The sequence below is a fragment of the Aromatoleum aromaticum EbN1 genome (genome assembly GCF_000025965.1).
GTDB lineage: Bacteria > Pseudomonadota > Gammaproteobacteria > Burkholderiales > Rhodocyclaceae > Aromatoleum > Aromatoleum aromaticum.
The window spans coordinates 2,489,382-2,505,730 of record NC_006513.1 but is presented as its reverse complement, the minus strand read 5'-3'; the positions used below and the strand labels follow the sequence as shown (position 1 = coordinate 2,505,730).

The following is a 16,349-nucleotide window of genomic DNA, read 5'->3' as shown; positions in this document are numbered from 1 at the left end:
CCCACAGCACCGGCGAGTTTCAGGCTGCCGCGTCTGTCCGCGAGTCCGCACCGTGCTCTTCCGTTCGAGAACCTCCGCCATAACCATATCCGTAGCCGTATCCATATCCGTAGAGGCTGCCGCGTCCGCCCTCAGCCGCCTTGTTGAGCACGAGGAGCTTGACCGGGCATGCGTCGATTGTCGAAAGCGCCTGCTGGACCGTGCCGTGGGTCGTCCGGTCGGATTCGACGACCATCACGACCTGCCCCATATGGGTCGCGAGAACCCGCGCTTCGGTGGTCGCCAGCAGCGGCGGGGAATCAAATACGATGATCCGTTCCGCGTAACGCGTTGCCATTTCTTCGAGCAGACGGTTCATCGCATCCGAGGCGATCAGCTCGGTCGCGCGCTGATGAACCATGCCGGCGGGGAGAATCGAAAGCTTCTCGACGCTGGTTCGCAGCATGACTTCGGAAAGGTCCCCGACGTCGCCCACCAGCACGTCCATGAGGCCTTTCCGAGGCGGCAGGCCGAGGCGCGAAAGGACCGCCGGTCGGGAAAAATCGGCATCGACCAGCAGGACCGTGTGATCGAGTTCCATCGCGATGCTCATCGCGAGGTTGATCGCGGTAAACGACTTGCCTTCGCCCGGCAACGCGCTGGTGACCATGATCAGGTTGCCATTGGCCACCGCCGCGGCACCCCTGCCCTGCGCATTGTGAATCAGCGGGCGCTTGATCACCCTGTACTCCTCGGCGATCACCGAGCGCGGGTGGTTTGGCGTCACGAGTCCGAGTTGCGTCAGGCGATCCAGATCGAGTTCGATGCTGACTGCCTGTGCAGCAACTCGCTGCGCCTCTGCGGCGCGTTCGCTGCGCTTGGCGTGCGCAGGCGAAGCTGCCGAAATGGGGCCTGGAGCGTCCGCGGTTTTCCTGGCTTCGATGACGATGCCGGCATCCTCCTCCGGCGTCTGCCCGTCGGCGCGCTGCAACTGGCCGAGGCGCTCGACGGCCTTTTCGATGAGACTCATTGATTGATCTCTCCTAGCCCTGCAGCAACTGAACCATCGCGGTCATCCCGGCGACCACCACGATGAACCCTGCGACGCCTCCGCCGAATGCCAGCAGCCCCCGCCGTCTTCTCTTCTGGAGCACCGGATCCGCGACCAGCGAAACTGCGCCCAGCACCGGCAAGCCGATGATTTCCCGCAGCGAACGCACGTTGTCGAAAGCCGGGCGAAGCTGCGAAAGCAGGAAAGCCAGTGCAATGCCGGCACCCAGCCCGATCAGCCCGGCAAGCGGCATCAGCAGCGCGCGATTCGGCGCCGCCGGCTTGTTCGGCAAGCTCGGCGGGTCGATCACGCGAAATTCGGTGACTCCCCCCTGAGCGGTCATTTCCACCGACATGTTGGCCGATTCGCGCCGCGCGACCAGGGCTTCGTAATTGCGCTTATGCACTTCGTAATCGCGGTTCAACTGCGTCTGCTCGGCTTCGATCTTCGGCAGGAGTTCGGCCGACGAGCGCAACTGTGCGAGCCGCGAACCGAACTCGGCCACCCGCGCCTCCAGCGATGCGACCCGCGCCTCGGCCTCGGCGAGTGAAATCTTCATCTGCTGGACGACCGGATTGGCATTCGGCGCCCAGGGCGCGCCGGTGTCGACCTTCCGCATTGCTTCGACTTCTTTCTGTTTCTGCTCCTCGAGCTGCGCAATCACACGCCGTACGCCGACGATGTCGGGATGCTCATCGGTGTAGCGCAGCAGCAGGCCATCCAGGTTTTTTTTCAGCGCGTCGATCCGTCCGTCGATCTCCGGCAACGCCACCGACAACGGGTTGGGCGGCTGTGCCAGGAGCACGGGCTCTTCCCCGACAAGCTGACGCTTGAGCGAATCGCGGGAATTCTGCGCTTCCTTCAGTTCGAGTTCCGCCTGCCGCAGCTGCGCCGACAATTCCGCCATCTGCGAAACGTAGTCGCGCCCCCCGTCCCCGAGCAGCGCCATGTTGCGCAGACGGAAGTCCTTCAGGCGGTTTTCCGCTTCGCCGAGCTTCTGTTCGTAACCGGCGATCTGCTCGTCGATGAATCGCCGCGCCGACGTCGAATCCTGCCGCTTGCCGACCAGCCCCGATTCCACGAACAACGATACCAGGGCCTGGACAATGCGCTGCGCGCGCTCGGGATGAGCATCCTGGTAAGCCAGCGTGAACAGGTTGTTCCGACCGGCCCCCCGGATCTGCAGCCCGCGGGTAAGCTCGGCGATGAGCGCTTCGCGCTGTGCCGGAGTGCGCGCCCCCGGGTCGAGGTCGGCCATCGTGATGAGTTTTTCGACGTTCGGCCGGGTAATCAGCGTGCGGCTGAGAATCGCGATCTGCTGGTCGATATTGGGCTGAACGGCGAGTCCAGACATCAGCGGACGCAGCACCGACTGCGTGTCGACGTAGATGCGCGCCGTGGATTCGTATCGGTCCGGCATCGAATAGATCACGAAGCCTCCCGTGATGCCGGCGATCCACGCGAAGGCGAGGCCCCACCAGCGGAACCGCCACATTCCCCGCACGTGCCCGGCTATCTGCGAAAATAGCTCTTCCATCAGCGCCCCTCGTCACCGTCCGAATCGATGTGCCGTGCCGTGTTGCCCAGACACACAGCCCAAGTCAGGAAATCAGAACCAGCTCTGGGGAATGATCAGCACGTCACCCGGCCGCATTTCGACGTTCGCCGACACGTCACCTCGCTTGAGCAGGTCCTTGACGCGGACGCTGTACTGCTTGTTTCCTTCGCCGGTACGAAGGATCGAGGCGCCATTGCCGTCGGCGAATTCGGTGACGCCTCCGACTGCGATCATCACGTCGAGCAGCGTCATTTTCTGGACGTAGGGCAGGACTTGCGGAGTTGCCGCCTCGCCGACCACGCGGATCTGTTCGCTGTAGGGGCCGACAAAACTGGTCACGATCACGGTCACGACCGGCTCGCGAATGAATTTCGCAAGCGCCTGCTCGATGTCGCGCGCCAGCGTCGAGGAGTCTTTCCCGAGCGCCGGAAGATCTTCGACGAGCGGTGTCGTGATCTTGCCGTCGGGCCGGACCGGCACCGCCATCGACAACTCGGGGTTTCGCCAGACGACGATGTTCACGCTGTCGCCCGGCCCGATCACGTAGTTGTATGCAGCATCCGACGCTACCGCCGGAGCGGGTGGAAACGAGGACGTCGCGCACCCCGACAACAACCCCGCTGCAACGGTCACCCCAAGAAACTTGCGGACACTGTCCCCCGACATCGATGCACTCTCTACCATCATCTATGCTCTCCCTCTGGATCGGCGCCCATCATGCACCGAGCAAATTTCCTTCATGCTACGAATCGTAACCCCTTATGCCGCAGGAAAAAATACACAACCGCTTACAGCGTCCCTAACCCCCTGCCGGTAGAGTTCAGCGCGCGGCCTGAAACGGACCACGCTCTTCTTGCCCCCGAATTCTTCCGGGCGCTTTCCTCCTCCAACGACGAGGCGCGAACACACATGACAGAATCAGCTTACCACGCCGAGGGCATTAAAAAAGCGAGCCAGTCTCGCTTGAAACCGTCCCTTTCAATCGTCGATCACAGATTCGGCGCAATGGATCCTGACTTCGCGATCACGCGGGATGGATATCACGTTCGAATGGTCCATGATGAAATGGACGAGGTACACGGCAAAATCAGCAAGCTCATCCAACGAATGTATTCTTGGCGAGGACTTGCAACGGATCAGCCGGCGAAGCTCCCGAAACACGCCGGTCAGACAACGCTGGCGGCATGCAAGGGAGACCTTCTTTTTGGCACCCTGACCGTGGGCATCGATTCGCCCCGAGGCTTACTCGCCGACACACTTTATCAGGGCGAGATCGACGAAGCGCGCAGCAATGGCGCACGGGTATGCGAAGTGACCCGCCTGGCGATGGATCCGTCCCACAGTTCACCGGAAGTGCTGGCGTCGGTTTTTCACCTGGCTTTCATGATCACGCGCCTCGTGCATCGCATGACGGATCTCTTCGTCGAAGTGCATCCCCGGCATACGGCCTTCTACAGCCGCATGATGGGCTACGAGGTCGCGGGGCCGGAACGCATCTGCCCGCGCGTCGGCGCCCCTGCAGTGCTGATGCGGCTTTCACTCGAACACGCGGAACGGGAAATCCGGCGCATCGGCGGAAACGAGTCGACGCGGGACCGCAGCCTTTACCGCTTGTTCTTCTCGTCCGTCGAACAAGACAGGATGCTACTCGACCTGCAAGGTCTGCGCTTCGCAGTCTGAACCGACAGCGCGCCGCTACATCGGGCGCCAGTCCTAATCGGTGCTCCCCGTTTGTTGTTCCTGAGCAGCGGAACGAGTTCGCGAACGAATCCCGGCAAAGCGTCACCCGATTCTCCGCAGCGTCATGCTGCCTGCAGTCGCCTCATGACGCGCCCTCGTCCGCGCAACGGCCCCATTATTCCGGGCAACCAGGAAAGAAAACGGGCGCCGAAGCGCCCGCGGGGTTCAAATCGTCAGGAGACGATCAGAACGAGTGATTCACACCGATCAGGAAGTTGCGGCTGTCTTCGTCGAAGAGGGGGGCGCCAGTGGTCTCGTCAGTCCTTTTAGCGAGGACCGAGTAAGCCGTGTTGTCGTCGTTGTCGACTTGCGTGTAGCCGACGTAAGCGAGCGTGCGCTTCGACAGGCTATGCGAGTACATCAACGACCAGGCAGCGGCGTCGCTGTCGTCCGCGTCCGCATCCGTGCGGCCATAGGACAGGTGGACCTTGCCGGCCGAGCTGACCGGAACCACGCTGCCGACCTGCCAGACCTTGTTGTCGTCTTCCGCAGCGGTGGCATCCTTGATGATCTGGTACGAGCCCATCAGCTTGAACATGCCGAAGTCGTAAGCGGCACCCAGGTACGCTTCCTTCTTGGTGTCATCAGCAACCCCGTTGAACTTCTCAGTCGGGATCGCGCCGGCGTCCTGCTTCACCTGGCTGTAGATGAGGCCGATCGCGAGCGGGCCGTTCGCGTACTCGGCGCCGACGGCTGCCGTGTCACCTGCCTGGCGGTTGTTGTCCTGGTTCGCTTCGTTGAAGCCGTAGATCGCGTTCAGCGTCAGGCCGCCGAAATCGGGCGACTTGTAGTTGATTGCGTTGCTGACGCGCGCCGGGGTACCTGCGACGATGTTCGAACCCTGGTTAGCCGCGAGGATGAACTGCGGGCTGAACGGGATGACGTTGATCGCGTCGTACTTGAACACGTAGTAGCCCGGATTGTACTGGCGGCCGAGACCGATGAAGCCGAAGCCGCCCTGCAGGCCGACGAACTGCTGACGGCTACGCGAGGCACCGGAGCCGACGCCTTCGTTGTCGTCGAGTTCGATACCGTACTCGAGCGTGAACACGGCCTTCAGGCCGTTGCCGAGGTCCTCGCTACCCTTGAAGCCCAGGCGGGAACCCGCCCAGCCGCCGCTCTCGACGCCGGTGAACTTGTTGTCGTCCATCTTGCCGTAGCCGAAGAAAGCGTCGGCGATACCGTACACGGTGACGTTCGACTGCGCGAAAACCGGGGCGGAGACCAGGCCGGCGACGGCCAGGGCAATCAGTTTCTTCTGCATGTATGTTTCTCCTCTAATTTGAAGCTGAGACCGGGGAATCCACCACGGCCCGACTTACCTCTCAAGCGAGAAGTTGAAGCGATTGTGCAAAACGGGAGCATGCAGGCGCAAGTCAAGCAGGGCCGGAACGCCCCCTGCCGGCAAAAGATGTTGCACCGACGCAACATGGATACCCGATGCGGCACACCGGGGCATGGCGGCCCTTTCCCCCGAGCGCGCCAAACATATACGTTCAGCATTGATGCACTGCACATGCCACTTCATATGCATGCCCGCGAAGCGTGGCGAAACCGGCCGGCAGCAAAGGCTTTCGGCGCTGCGGGTGGCGCCGGCGGCGTGGTCTACATCGCCAGGCGGGATGCCCGCAGCTGGAACCCGGACACGCGTTTAGCACTCCAACGCCATGAGTGCTAACATTGGTTTCGAGGAGGACCCGTACATATGAGCCAAGCCCTGTCTTTCCCGGTACCTTTTGCCGTCGGCAGTATCGACCAGTACATCCAGTCGGTGAATCGCATCCCGCTGCTCACCGAGCAGGAAGAGGTGAGTCTGGCCACGCGCCTGCGCAATGAAGGCGACTTGGAAGCTGCGCGCGGGCTGGTGATGTCTCACCTGCGCCTGGTGGTCGCCATATCGCGTGGCTACCTCGGCTATGGCTTGCCGCACGCCGATCTGATCCAGGAAGGCAACATCGGCCTGATGAAAGCGGTGAAGCGCTTCGACCCCGATCGGGGCGTACGGCTCGTTTCGTTCGCGATCCACTGGATCAAGGCCGAGATCCACGAGTACATCCTGAAGAACTGGCGCCTCGTCAAGATCGCGACGACCAAGGCGCAGCGCAAGCTGTTCTTCAACCTGCGCAGTCTCAAGCAGGACACCGGCACGCTGAACAGGGACGAAGTGGTCGCGGTCGCAAAGCAGCTCGGCGTGAAACCCGAGGAAGTCGTCGAGATGGAAACGCGACTCACCGGCCGGGACATCCAGCTCGAAGGCGGGCCGGACGACGACGAACATCACTTCGCGCCGATCGCATACCTGCCCGACCCGAACGCCGAGCCTTCGGAGGTGCTCGAACAGGCGCAACTCGCCCGGCTGCAGGACGAAGGGCTGAGCGACGCGCTGGCGAGCCTCGACGACCGTAGCCGCACGATCGTCAAGCGGCGCTGGCTGACCGAAGGCGACAGCGCGACGCTGCACGAACTCGCCGCCGAATACGGCGTGTCGGCGGAACGCATCCGCCAGATCGAAGCCAAGGCGATGCAGAAGATGCGGGGTTTGCTGGCGCCTGCCTGAGGCTTTCGAGAAAACGCCGGCCCCTCGGAGTCATCCTGCCGTCCGGGAGGGCGGAAACGGCAAAGCCGTTTCCTGTGGGGCTCGCGGACGCCGGCATCCTGCCGGCTCATGCGCCCGTCGCGGGACTTTCACTTCGCCGCCAGCAACGCCCTGATGTCCGCCGCGATGTTTTCGGCCGATTCCCCGTGCCGCACGTACAGCCGCAACCGCCCCGTCGGATCGAAGATGTACGTGCCGGCGACGTGGTCGACGGTGTAGTTCGCCCCTTCGGTATCGCCGCTTTTCTGGTAGAAAATCCGGAAATCCTTCGCCACCGCCTGCGTCTGGGCAGCGTCGCCATACAAGCCGATGAAGCGCGCATCGAACTGCGGAACGTAGTTCGCGAGCAGTGCCTGCGTGTCGCGCTCGGGGTCGACGGTGACGAACAGCACTTGCACGCGCTCGGCGTCCGGCCCGAGCAGGCGCATCACTTCGCTCATCGTCGACAGCGTCGTCGGGCAGACGTCCGGACATTGCGTATAGCCGAAGAACATCGTCACGACCTTGCCGCGGAAGTCCGCCAGCGTGCGCGGCGTGCCGTGGTGGTCGGTCAGCGCAAACGTGCTGCCGTATTCGGCGCCGGTGATGTCCGTCGCGTGGAAAGAAGGCTTGGGCGCTGAGGAATCGGTACAGCCCGCGAGCGCAAGCGCGGTCGCGAGGATCAGGGAGCGTAGCATCGGGACGTCGGCGGGCTGCAAGGGCAGCGGGATCAGAGCGGGAGGTAATGATCCATCAGGAGCGCCGCGAAGAGCAAGAACAGATACAGGATCGAGAAGCGGAACGTGCGCCGCGCGAACGCGTCGCTGTAGTCGGCGTACAGGCGCCACGCATGGCGCAGGAAGCCAATGCCGAGCGCGACGGCGCAGACGAGATACAGCGGACCGCTCATTCGCGTCGCAAACGGCAGCAGCGTGACGCCGAACAGGATGCAGGTGTAGAGCAGCACCGACAGGCGGGTGAATTCCGGCCCGTGGGTCACCGGCAGCATCGGCAGGCCGGCGCGCGCATAGTCGGCGCTGCGATAGAGCGCTAGCGCCCAGAAATGCGGCGGCGTCCAGGCGAAGATGATCAGGAACAGCAACAGGGCGTCGGCGCTGACTTCGCCGGTGACGGCGGCCCAGCCAAGCACCGGCGGCATCGCTCCGGAGGCGCCCCCGATCACGATGTTCTGCGGCGTGCGCGGCTTGAGCAGGACCGTATAGACGACGGCGTAGCCGACGAAAGTCGCAAGCGTCAGCCACATCGTCAGCGGATTCACCCAGTGGTACAGCACCGTCAGCCCGGTGCCGCCGAGCACGCCGGCAAAGAGCAGCGTCTCGGCCGGCGCGAGTTCGCCGCGGGGCAGCGGGCGGTGACGGGTGCGCGCCATGCGGGCGTCGATGTGGGCTTCGATGAGGCAGTTCATCGCCGCTGCGGCGCCGGCGACGAAGGCGATGCCCAGCGTCGCGGCGACGACGCTTTTCGGATCCGGCAGCCCGTCGGGCACCGCGAGGAACATCCCGATCACGGCGCAAAACACGATCAGCGTATTGACGCGCGGTTTCGTCAGCACATAGAACGCATGCAGCCGCCGGGCGGCGGCATGGCGGTCAAGCGTAAGAGTTCTCGTGTTCAGCACGCTCATGTTCGCTTCTCCCCACTGCGGCCAACCGAGGCATGGCGCGCATCCGGTAGTTGATCGTCACCATCACTCCGAGCAGCAGCGCCGCGCCCGCGTTGTGCGCGACGGCAAGCGGCAGCGGCAGGCTGAACAGGACATTCGCCACGCCGAGCGCGGTCTGCAGCGCGAGCGCGGCGAACAGCGCGAGGCCGGCCCCTCGCGTCGCGCGGCGCCTGAACAGCGCCCCGGCAAGGAGCGACAGCGCCAGCGCGACGAGCGCAGCCCCGATCCGGTGTGACCAGTGGATCGCAGTCAGCGCGGCGAGCGACAGGATCTCGCCGTCGGCGGTCATGCCGAGTTCGCGCACGACATGGAACGCATCGGCGTAGTCCGCAGGCGGCCAGAAGCTCCCTTGACACGCAGGAAAATCGCTGCACGCGAGCGCCGCGTAATTCGTGCTGGTCCAGCCGCCGAGCATGATCTGGACCACGAGCAGCACCAGCGCGACCCGCGTGGCGCCCAGCAGGCTGCGCGACACGGTGACCGGTGGCATCCGCCACGCCTTCAGCGCGAGCCACGCGAGCAATCCCAGCGTCGCCAGGCCGCCGAGCAGATGCGCGGTGACGATCGCCGGCTTGAGCAGCAGCGTGACGGTCCATTTACCGAGCAGCCCCTGGAAGATCACGAGGCCGACGAGCGCAGCGGCGACACGCGGGGAACTCGCCGGGTCATCGCGCTTGCGCCACGCGAGCACCGCGACCGCAATGATCAGCAGCCCGAGGCTCGCCGCCAGATAGCGGTGGATCATCTCCTTCCACGCCTTGGGCAGGCTCACCGGCCCGTGCGGATCGGCAGCATGCGTCTCCAGGATGTCCGTCGCGGCATGATGCGGCGTGAGCCGACCGTAGCACCCGGGCCAGTCGGGACAACCGAGACCGGCGTCGGAGAGTCGCACATAGGCGCCGAACACGACCACCAGCGTGGTCAGCGCCAGCGCGGCCAGCACCAGGCGGCGGTAGAGCGTCATCCGTGCCTCTTCGGCAGCGTTCGCAGCGTGCACGTCGTCACCCCCGTCCGAGTCCGGAATATTTGAGCAGACGCTCCAGGTCCTTGATCACCCTCTTGATGTCGGTCGGCACGGGGAAACGCATCATCACATTGCCCAGCGGATCCACGAGGAACATGTGAACGCCCTGCGTCGCGCCGGGAAAGCGGACGAGCCACGGCGAGCCGGCGCGCGCGACCCGTAACCCTTCGTACCGGCCGAGCAGCGCCGCCGGCGGGTCGACGTCGTCAGTGACGAGCCACAGCCGCTCGACGCGCGTCATCTCCTTGCCCTGCGCGAGACGGGACTGGCGCGCCGCGTACAAAGCCCGTTCGCAATCCGCCCCGCAGGCGCCGGAGCCCGCATAGACGAGCGTCCACCGGCCGTCCAGCGCCTCCCGTTCGAACGGCGGCTGGCCGGACACGCCAGGGAGGACCGCGTCGGGCAGCGGAGCGGGCGGGATCAGCTCGCCATAATTCACCTGGCCCTGCGGCTGCCACACGTAATAGGCGAAATACGATGCCGCAACCGGCAGGGTGCACACCAGCACAAGCACGGCGAGCGTGAGTTTGGCACTGCGTTGCGTCATGACCTGAACCTCCTGAAGACATACACGCCAGTCATCACAAGCGACAATCCGGCGAGCGAGTACCACTGCAACGCATAGCCACGGTGGCGGTCGATACCGGCGTCGGGTCGCGGCCAGTCGCGCTGCAGGCCATCGGCGGCGGCGGAGGTCTGGTAGACGATCCAGTCGCGCACGGCGAGCCCGGACAGCGCGCGGTAGCGCTCCATGTCGAGGTACTGCCAGACCCGCCCCTGCGCGGCCTCTGGCGCCAGGGTGAAAGGATCGGCCTGCGGCACGCGGACGATGCCGGCAAGGGTGACGCCTCCCGCCGCAGGCGTCGCATCGGGCAATACGGCGCGGTCCGCGCCCGCGGCGGTCCAGCCGCGATTGACCAGCACCCAGCCGGCGTCGCCTGCGAGGCGCAGCGGCGTCAGGACTTCGTAGCCTGGCCGGCCGCGGCGGACGCGGTTATCGAGATAGATCGTCGCCGCCGGGACCCATTCACCGTCCAGCCGGACCGGCTGCCATTCGACCACTTCCATCGCGGCCGAAGGCGAAACCGGTGCGGCAGCCGCCGCCGATTCGATGCGCGCCTGCAGCGCGGTCTTCTCGGCCGCCCGATCCAGCTGCCAGCTGCCGAGCTGCGCGGTCAGCAGCGCCAGCGCGAACCCGGCGATCAGCGGCAACGGATGAAAGCGGCGGAAAATCATCGCCGCCGTCGTCCGTTTCCACCAGAATGGAACTCTTCGCCAGTTCGCCGGAGTCCCGTCATGCACGTCGTCGTGATCCTCTTTCTGGTGCTCATCGTCGGCAGCCTCGCGTCGGCACTGGTGTTCCTGCTGCGCGACCAGGGCAAGGGCCGGCGTACCGTGCATGCGCTTGCGCTGCGCGTCGCGCTGTCGATCGCGCTGTTCGTGCTGCTGATGGCGGGGCTGGCCTCGGGACTGATCACGCAGCGCCTCGGCTCATAGCCAATACACGACGACGAACAGCATCAGCCACACGACGTCCACGAAGTGCCAGTACCACGCGGTCGCCTCGAAGGCGAAATGGTGCTCCGGGCTGAAGTGGCCGGCGAGCACGCGGCCGAGCGCCACCGTCAGCATGATCGCGCCAATCGTCACGTGCAGACCGTGGAAGCCGGTCAGCATGAAGAACGTCGAGCCGTAGATGCCGGTGTCGAGCTGGAGATTCAGCTCCCGGTAAGCGTGGACGTATTCGTAGATCTGGAAGCCGAGGAACGTCACGCCGAGCAGGATCGTCAGCAGCAGGCCGATCTTGAGCTGGCTGCGGTTGTCCTTTAGCAGGCCGTAATGCGCCCACGTCAGCGTCACGCCCGATGACAGCAGGATCAGCGTGTTCAGCGCCGGAATGCCCCACGCGCCCATCGGCGTGAAAGGGTCCGCCAGGTAGGGGCCGTCGGACGGCCACGCGCCAGTGAAACCCTGCCAGATCAATGCCTCGTTCGCGCCGCTCGCGAGCCACGGCACGCTCAGCACGCGAGCGTAGAACAGCGCGCCGAAGAACGCGGAAAAGAACATCACCTCCGAAAAGATGAACCAGCCCATCGACCAGCGAAACGAGCGGTCGACCCGCTGGCCGTACTTGCCGCTCTGCGATTCGCGGATCACCTGTCCGAACCAGCCGAAAAGCATATAGACGAGCGTCGCGACGCCGAGCAACAGCACCCATCGTCCCTGCCCGATATCGTTCAGCCACATCACCGCGCCGGATGCGGACAGCAGCAGCGCGATCGAGCCGAAGATCGGGTACTTCGACGGCTCCGGCACGAAGTATTTGTCCAGCGTGTGCGTCATGACTGCCTCCCAGACCTTCTATGCTCCGACGACGAAGTGCACGACCGTGACGAGGCCGAGCACGAACAGCAATCCCGCCAGCAGCCCGACCGCGACGACCAGCTTCGGGTCCAGCGAAGTGGCGTCGCGATGGTAGGCGTCGTGCCGCCGCACCCCCAGAAACGACCACAGCACGGCCCTGAATGTCGCCCAGAAACCGGCCCGGCGCGGCTCGCCCTGCGGTTCCGGCCCCGGCTCCGGCAATTGGCCGTCGTCCCGTTCATCGCTCAAGACGCGGCTCCACCCCCGGATGCGCCGACCACCCGCCGGCCCGCGATCTCGAAGAAGGTATAAGACAGCGTGATCGTCGTGATTTCGGCAGGCAACTCGGCATCGACGACGAAGGCCACCGGCATCGTGCGCTTTTCGCCCGCCTGGAGCGTCTGCTGCGTGAAGCAGAAGCAGTCCAGCTTGCGGAAGAACTTCCCCGCCCGCTGCGGCCCGTAGCTCGGCACGGCCTGTCCGGTGACCGGCTCGTCGCGGATGTTCGACACTTCGTACGCGATCGTCACCAGTTCCCCCGGGTGGACTTTCACGGCTGCCTGCATCGGGCGAAAGCGCCACGGCAGGTCGTGGGTGTTTGCGTCGAACTGCACGGTGATCGTGCGCGAAGCGTCCACCTGCGAGTTCGCGACGCGATCGGGCCGCAGCAGGTTGTTGACGCCGGCGACTTCGCAGATCTTTTCGTAGAACGGCACGAGCAGGAAGCCGAAGCCGAACATCACCACCGCCGCCACTGCGAGGCGCAACAGCAGCCGGCGATTCTCGGCAGCGATCATGCTCATCGCGCGAACACTCCGTACTTGAAGATGACGGCGACGAAGAACGCGAGGGCGAGCGCCGCCAGCACCAGGGCGGTGCGGAGGTTGGCCGAGCGGCGCGGGTCCCTTGTCATGTTCCTCATCACCTCACGACCGGCGCTTCCTCGAAGGTGTGGTACGGCGCCGGTGAAGGCACTGTCCATTCCAGTCCGTCGGCACCCTCCCACGCGCGCGCCGATGCCTTCGCCCCGCCCCGCACGCATTTCACCGCGACGACGATGAAGATCAGCTGCGACAGACCGAAGCCGAACGCGCCGATCGTCGCGAGCATGTTGAAGTCGGCGAACTGCAGCGCGTAGTCCGGGATGCGCCGCGGCATGCCGGCGAGCCCGAGGAAATGCATCGGGAAGAACGCGATGTTGAAGAACACCATCGAGCACCAGAAGTGGATTTTGCCGAGCCGCTCGTCAGGCATGTGGCCGGTCCATTTCGGCAGCCAGTAGTACGCGCCGCCGAACAGCGCGAAGAGGCTGCCGGCCACCAGCACGTAGTGGAAATGCGCGACGACGTAATAGGTGTCCTGCACCTGGATGTCGATCGGCGCGACCGCGACGATCAGGCCGGTGAAGCCGCCGATCGTGAACACCAGGATGAACCCGACCGCCCACAGCATCGGTGGCTCGAAACTCATCGAGCCGCGCCACATCGTTGCGGTCCAGTTGAACACTTTCACGCCCGTCGGCACCGCGATCAGCATCGTCGCGTACATGAAGAACAGCTGCCCGACAGCCGGCATGCCGGTCGTGAACATGTGGTGCGCCCACACCGAGAAGCTCAGGATCGCGATCGCTGCGAGCGCATACACCATCGACGCGTAGCCGAACAGCGGTTTTCTGGCGAACGTCGGGATGATGTGGCTGATGATGCCGAAGGCCGGGAGAATCATGATGTACACCTCCGGGTGACCGAAGAACCAGAAGATGTGCTGGTACATCACCGGGTCGCCGCCGCCCGCGGCGTTGAAGAAGCTCGTACCGAAGTGCCGGTCGGTGAGCACCATCGTCACCGCGCCGGCGAGCACCGGCATCACCGCGATCAGCAGGTAGGCCGTGATCAGCCACGCCCAACAGAACAGGGGCATTTTCATCAGTCTCATGCCCGGCGCGCGCATGTTGAGCACCGTGACGACGATGTTGATCGCGCCCATGATCGAGCTGATCCCCATGATGTGCACCGCGAAGATCGCCATGTCCTGGCCGATGCCCATCTGCACCGACAGCGGCGCGTACATCGTCCATCCCGCCGCGGTCGCGCCGCCGGGCACGAAGAACGAGCCGATCAGCAGGATTGCCGCCGGCGGCAGCAGCCAGAAGCTCCAGTTGTTCATGCGCGCGAAGGCCATGTCGCTGGCGCCGATCATCAGCGGGATCTGCCAGTTCGCGAAGCCGACGAAAGCCGGCATGATCGCGCCGAAGATCATCACCAGGCCGTGCATCGTCGTGAGCTGGTTGAAGAACTCCGGCTGGACGATCTGCAGGCCTGGCTGGAACAGTTCGGCGCGGATCGTCAGCGCCAGCACGCCGCCGGACAGGAACATCACGAAGGCGAAGATCAGGTACATCGTGCCGATGTCCTTGTGATTCGTCGTCGTGATCCAGCGCATCAGCCCGGTCGGGCCATGATGGTGGTCGTGCAACTGATCGGGGGTTACCGCGGCCATGCTGCCTCCTTGACGTTCCGCTCCGGCTTGCCGGCTGGAGCGAGTGCTGCGCTTCGTGCTGCCGTTCAGTTGCCTGCGGGGGCGGCGTTCGCGGGCGCGGATTGCGCAACCCCTTCAGTCGGTGCGGCGGGCACCGGCGTCGCGCCCTGCGCCGTTGCGCCTGCCGTGTCAGATGCCGCCCCTGCCGCGAGCTGGCGGGCGACCCATTCGGTGTAAGCCTGCTGCGACACGACGTGCACTTCGACCGGCATGAAGCCGTGATCGCGTCCGCACAGCTCGGCGCAGTTGCCGCGATACACGCCTTCGGTATCGGCGCGGAACCACGCGTCGCGGATGAAACCGGGGATCGCATCCTGCTTGACGCCGAACGCCGGCACCCACCACGAGTGGATCACGTCGTTGGCCGTCGTCAGCACCCGGATGCGCTTGCCGACCGGCACGACGAGCGGGTTGTCGACTTCGAGCAGGTAGTGCTCGCCTTTCGGCGCCGCGCCTTCGATCTGGTCACGCGGCGTGGACAGGTTCGAGACGAAGCGGATCCCCTGCCCTTCGCCCTGCAGGTAGTCATAGCCCCATTTCCACTGGTAGCCGGTGGCCTTGATCGTGATGTCGGGGTCCGCGGTATTCTTCATGTCCAGTACCGTTTTCGTCGCTGGCCACGCCATCCCGAGCAGGATGAACACCGGGATGATCGTCCAGGCGATCTCCACCGACGTGTTCTCGTGGAAATTCGCGGCCACCGCACCGCGCGACTTGCGATGCCGGAATACCGCCCAGAACATGACGCCGAACACCGCGACGAAGATCACCAGGCAGATGATCAGCATCAGGTTGTGCAGGTCGTAGATCTGGGCGCCGATCGGCGTGACGGGCGGCGGGAGGTTGAATTTGCTCGGTATGCTCTGCGCGACGGCAGCGGAAGCTACGGGGAGCAGGATGACTGGAGCTGCAACGCGACCGGCAAGACGCATGTCCCAACCTCTATCGAATGCAGTATCGGCGTCGCCGGGGAGGCGGAATCGCATGACGCGCGAGCCCGCTTCCCGAGCCGTGACGGCCGGCGCCGGAAGCCGTACATCATGGCTCACCGGCGAGAACGAACCGCTACCCGGAAGGAATTGCAATCGTGATGATGGAAGACTTTTCCGTGTAGTCGAACCGATCATGCCATAGCAAAATCGGCGTTCGCAATACGGGTTTTTGAGCATCATCAATATTTTGCAGCGCAATACGTGCTAGATGCTTACTGCCCGCAAGGAATGGAAGACCGTATCAGGGTTTTCCCGCAGGGTGTTCCCTGCTGCGGCCGACCTGCCGTGCGCTTCCACGCTAGAATCGCGGCGCCCACAAACTGCGACACGAAAAATGCGCTATTTCCGCCCCGCTTTCGAAACCAAGATCTGCCCGCCAGAGGAACTCGCGAGCCGTGCCGCGGCGCTGCCCCGCCCGCTCGTATTCACGAACGGCTGTTTCGACATCCTGCATCGCGGCCACGTGACCTACCTCGCCCAGGCGCGCGCGCTCGGCGCGGCCATGATCGTCGCGCTGAACACCGACGCGTCGGTGCGGCGGCTGGGCAAAGGCGACGACCGGCCGGTCAATCCGCTCGAGGATCGCGCTGCGGTCATGGCGGCGCTCGAATGCGTGGACCTCGTGACGTGGTTCGACGAAGACACGCCGCTCGCGTGCATCCTCGAAGCCCGGCCGGACGTCCTCGTCAAAGGCGGCGACTGGGCGCCCGAACGGATCATCGGCGCGGCCGAAGTGCGCAGTTGGGGGGGCACCGTGCATTCGATTCCGTTCCAGCACGAGCGCTCGACGACTGCCCTGCTCGGGCGCATCCGCCGCAGCTGAAATCGCACGTCGCGAGCGGTC

Annotated in this window: 19 protein-coding genes; 4 read left to right on the top strand and 15 right to left on the bottom strand. The window is 64.6% G+C overall.

The genetic code is table 11. The features are described from left to right. Window positions 1-19: 19 nt before the first annotated feature. The 3 genes from EBN1_RS11950 to EBN1_RS11940 all read right to left on the bottom strand — a co-directional run bounded on the left by EBN1_RS11950 (window position 20) and on the right by EBN1_RS11940 (window position 3,272). Window positions 20-1,009: an XrtA-associated tyrosine autokinase gene (locus EBN1_RS11950; RefSeq protein WP_011238216.1), complete on the bottom strand. Its 990-nt coding sequence runs from the start codon at window positions 1,007-1,009 to the stop codon at window positions 20-22. 13 nt (window positions 1,010-1,022) lie between these two features. Beyond that, window positions 1,023-2,567 (bottom strand): XrtA system polysaccharide chain length determinant, encoded by a 1,545-nt coding sequence (locus EBN1_RS11945; protein WP_011238215.1) that lies wholly within the window; start codon window positions 2,565-2,567, stop codon window positions 1,023-1,025. A 72-nt stretch (window positions 2,568-2,639) separates the two neighbouring features. Beyond that, entirely contained in the window at window positions 2,640-3,272 is a 633-nt protein-coding gene (locus tag EBN1_RS11940; RefSeq protein ID WP_370298872.1) for an XrtA/PEP-CTERM system exopolysaccharide export protein, read from the bottom strand. A 225-nt stretch (window positions 3,273-3,497) separates the two neighbouring features. On the opposite strand from EBN1_RS11940, the gene EBN1_RS11935 reads away from it, so the two are divergent. Further along, window positions 3,498-4,268, top strand: coding sequence for an N-acyl amino acid synthase FeeM domain-containing protein (locus EBN1_RS11935; protein WP_011238213.1), 771 nt, complete (start codon window positions 3,498-3,500; stop codon window positions 4,266-4,268). 244 nt (window positions 4,269-4,512) lie between these two features. Here EBN1_RS11935 and EBN1_RS11930 read toward each other — a convergent pair whose 3' ends face one another. After that, window positions 4,513-5,592, bottom strand: a complete 1,080-nt coding sequence (locus tag EBN1_RS11930) for a porin (RefSeq protein ID WP_011238212.1) — start codon at window positions 5,590-5,592, stop codon at window positions 4,513-4,515. Between the two features lie 441 nt (window positions 5,593-6,033). Between EBN1_RS11930 and rpoH the strand changes: the two genes are divergently transcribed. Further along, window positions 6,034-6,885: an RNA polymerase sigma factor RpoH gene (gene rpoH / locus EBN1_RS11925; RefSeq protein ID WP_011238210.1), complete on the top strand. Its 852-nt coding sequence runs from the start codon at window positions 6,034-6,036 to the stop codon at window positions 6,883-6,885. A 128-nt stretch (window positions 6,886-7,013) separates the two neighbouring features. Here the strand turns inward: rpoH and EBN1_RS11920 are convergent, their stop codons facing one another. Genes EBN1_RS11920 through EBN1_RS11900 form a run of 5 tightly spaced genes read right to left on the bottom strand, consistent with a single transcriptional unit; the run spans window position 7,014 to window position 10,847 of the window. Next, window positions 7,014-7,601 (bottom strand): SCO family protein, encoded by a 588-nt coding sequence (locus EBN1_RS11920; protein WP_011238209.1) that lies wholly within the window; start codon window positions 7,599-7,601, stop codon window positions 7,014-7,016. A 32-nt stretch (window positions 7,602-7,633) separates the two neighbouring features. After that, entirely contained in the window at window positions 7,634-8,548 is a 915-nt protein-coding gene (gene cyoE, locus EBN1_RS11915; RefSeq protein WP_011238208.1) for a heme o synthase, read from the bottom strand. Next, a complete protein-coding gene (locus EBN1_RS11910) occupies window positions 8,514-9,551 on the bottom strand; it encodes a COX15/CtaA family protein (RefSeq protein ID WP_041646279.1) in 1,038 nt (345 codons plus the stop codon). The genes cyoE and EBN1_RS11910 overlap by 35 nt, the downstream gene beginning before the upstream one ends. Window positions 9,552-9,588: 37 nt before the next feature. Then, window positions 9,589-10,158, bottom strand: a complete 570-nt coding sequence (locus EBN1_RS11905) for an SCO family protein (protein WP_011238206.1) — start codon at window positions 10,156-10,158, stop codon at window positions 9,589-9,591. Next, on the bottom strand, window positions 10,155-10,847 hold the full coding sequence (locus EBN1_RS11900; RefSeq protein WP_011238205.1) for an SURF1 family protein: 693 nt from the start codon (window positions 10,845-10,847) through the stop codon (window positions 10,155-10,157). Before EBN1_RS11900 ends, EBN1_RS11905 begins: the two co-directional genes overlap by 4 nt. A gap of 60 nt (window positions 10,848-10,907) precedes the next feature. Here EBN1_RS11900 and EBN1_RS11895 point away from each other — a divergent pair, with 60 nt between their 5' ends. Beyond that, the gene (locus EBN1_RS11895; protein WP_011238204.1) at window positions 10,908-11,108 is read left to right on the top strand and encodes a twin transmembrane helix small protein; all 201 of its coding nucleotides are present in this window, start codon (window positions 10,908-10,910) and stop codon (window positions 11,106-11,108) included. On the opposite strand, the gene EBN1_RS11890 is transcribed toward EBN1_RS11895, so the two are convergent. The 6 genes from EBN1_RS11890 to coxB all read right to left on the bottom strand — a co-directional run bounded on the left by EBN1_RS11890 (window position 11,103) and on the right by coxB (window position 15,445). Beyond that, on the bottom strand, window positions 11,103-11,954 hold the full coding sequence (locus EBN1_RS11890) for a cytochrome c oxidase subunit 3 (protein WP_011238203.1): 852 nt from the start codon (window positions 11,952-11,954) through the stop codon (window positions 11,103-11,105). The genes EBN1_RS11895 and EBN1_RS11890 overlap by 6 nt on opposite strands. Window positions 11,955-11,972: 18 nt before the next feature. Further along, window positions 11,973-12,224 carry a DUF2970 domain-containing protein gene (locus EBN1_RS11885; protein WP_011238202.1) on the bottom strand — a complete coding sequence of 84 codons (252 nt, stop codon included), beginning with the start codon at window positions 12,222-12,224 and terminating at the stop codon, window positions 11,973-11,975. Further along, window positions 12,221-12,778 carry a cytochrome c oxidase assembly protein gene (locus EBN1_RS11880; RefSeq protein WP_011238201.1) on the bottom strand — a complete coding sequence of 186 codons (558 nt, stop codon included), beginning with the start codon at window positions 12,776-12,778 and terminating at the stop codon, window positions 12,221-12,223. The genes EBN1_RS11885 and EBN1_RS11880 overlap by 4 nt, the downstream gene beginning before the upstream one ends. Next, the gene (locus EBN1_RS11875) at window positions 12,775-12,888 is read right to left on the bottom strand and encodes a cytochrome oxidase small assembly protein (protein ID WP_211159939.1); all 114 of its coding nucleotides are present in this window, start codon (window positions 12,886-12,888) and stop codon (window positions 12,775-12,777) included. The genes EBN1_RS11880 and EBN1_RS11875 overlap by 4 nt, the downstream gene beginning before the upstream one ends. 8 nt (window positions 12,889-12,896) lie before the next feature. Then, window positions 12,897-14,474 carry a cytochrome c oxidase subunit I gene (gene ctaD, locus EBN1_RS11870; RefSeq protein ID WP_011238200.1) on the bottom strand — a complete coding sequence of 526 codons (1,578 nt, stop codon included), beginning with the start codon at window positions 14,472-14,474 and terminating at the stop codon, window positions 12,897-12,899. A 65-nt stretch (window positions 14,475-14,539) separates the two neighbouring features. Further along, window positions 14,540-15,445 (bottom strand): cytochrome c oxidase subunit II, encoded by a 906-nt coding sequence (coxB, locus tag EBN1_RS11865; protein WP_011238199.1) that lies wholly within the window; start codon window positions 15,443-15,445, stop codon window positions 14,540-14,542. A gap of 394 nt (window positions 15,446-15,839) precedes the next feature. Here coxB and rfaE2 point away from each other — a divergent pair, with 394 nt between their 5' ends. Further along, window positions 15,840-16,328 carry a D-glycero-beta-D-manno-heptose 1-phosphate adenylyltransferase gene (rfaE2, locus tag EBN1_RS11860; RefSeq protein ID WP_041646277.1) on the top strand — a complete coding sequence of 163 codons (489 nt, stop codon included), beginning with the start codon at window positions 15,840-15,842 and terminating at the stop codon, window positions 16,326-16,328. The last annotated feature ends 21 nt before the right edge of the window (window positions 16,329-16,349 follow it).

What these genes read in the sequence shown, in the direction of transcription:
- cyoE (WP_011238208.1), bottom strand. Translation starts at nt 8,548, where the DNA reads ATGAGCGTGCTGAACACGAGAACTCTTACGCTTGACCGCCATGCCGCC.
- EBN1_RS11895 (WP_011238204.1), top strand. Translation starts at nt 10,908, where the DNA reads ATGCACGTCGTCGTGATCCTCTTTCTGGTGCTCATCGTCGGCAGCCTC.
- EBN1_RS11935 (WP_011238213.1), top strand. Translation starts at nt 3,498, where the DNA reads ATGACAGAATCAGCTTACCACGCCGAGGGCATTAAAAAAGCGAGCCAG.
- EBN1_RS11910 (WP_041646279.1), bottom strand. Translation starts at nt 9,551, where the DNA reads ATGACGCTCTACCGCCGCCTGGTGCTGGCCGCGCTGGCGCTGACCACG.
- EBN1_RS11940 (WP_370298872.1), bottom strand. Translation starts at nt 3,272, where the DNA reads ATGGTAGAGAGTGCATCGATGTCGGGGGACAGTGTCCGCAAGTTTCTT.
- EBN1_RS11945 (WP_011238215.1), bottom strand. Translation starts at nt 2,567, where the DNA reads ATGGAAGAGCTATTTTCGCAGATAGCCGGGCACGTGCGGGGAATGTGG.
- EBN1_RS11920 (WP_011238209.1), bottom strand. Translation starts at nt 7,601, where the DNA reads ATGCTACGCTCCCTGATCCTCGCGACCGCGCTTGCGCTCGCGGGCTGT.
- ctaD (WP_011238200.1), bottom strand. Translation starts at nt 14,474, where the DNA reads ATGGCCGCGGTAACCCCCGATCAGTTGCACGACCACCATCATGGCCCG.
- EBN1_RS11875 (WP_211159939.1), bottom strand. Translation starts at nt 12,888, where the DNA reads ATGACAAGGGACCCGCGCCGCTCGGCCAACCTCCGCACCGCCCTGGTG.
- EBN1_RS11880 (WP_011238201.1), bottom strand. Translation starts at nt 12,778, where the DNA reads ATGAGCATGATCGCTGCCGAGAATCGCCGGCTGCTGTTGCGCCTCGCA.
- rfaE2 (WP_041646277.1), top strand. Translation starts at nt 15,840, where the DNA reads ATGCGCTATTTCCGCCCCGCTTTCGAAACCAAGATCTGCCCGCCAGAG.
- EBN1_RS11890 (WP_011238203.1), bottom strand. Translation starts at nt 11,954, where the DNA reads ATGACGCACACGCTGGACAAATACTTCGTGCCGGAGCCGTCGAAGTAC.
- EBN1_RS11905 (WP_011238206.1), bottom strand. Translation starts at nt 10,158, where the DNA reads ATGACGCAACGCAGTGCCAAACTCACGCTCGCCGTGCTTGTGCTGGTG.
- rpoH (WP_011238210.1), top strand. Translation starts at nt 6,034, where the DNA reads ATGAGCCAAGCCCTGTCTTTCCCGGTACCTTTTGCCGTCGGCAGTATC.
- EBN1_RS11950 (WP_011238216.1), bottom strand. Translation starts at nt 1,009, where the DNA reads ATGAGTCTCATCGAAAAGGCCGTCGAGCGCCTCGGCCAGTTGCAGCGC.
- EBN1_RS11900 (WP_011238205.1), bottom strand. Translation starts at nt 10,847, where the DNA reads ATGATTTTCCGCCGCTTTCATCCGTTGCCGCTGATCGCCGGGTTCGCG.
- coxB (WP_011238199.1), bottom strand. Translation starts at nt 15,445, where the DNA reads ATGCGTCTTGCCGGTCGCGTTGCAGCTCCAGTCATCCTGCTCCCCGTA.
- EBN1_RS11930 (WP_011238212.1), bottom strand. Translation starts at nt 5,592, where the DNA reads ATGCAGAAGAAACTGATTGCCCTGGCCGTCGCCGGCCTGGTCTCCGCC.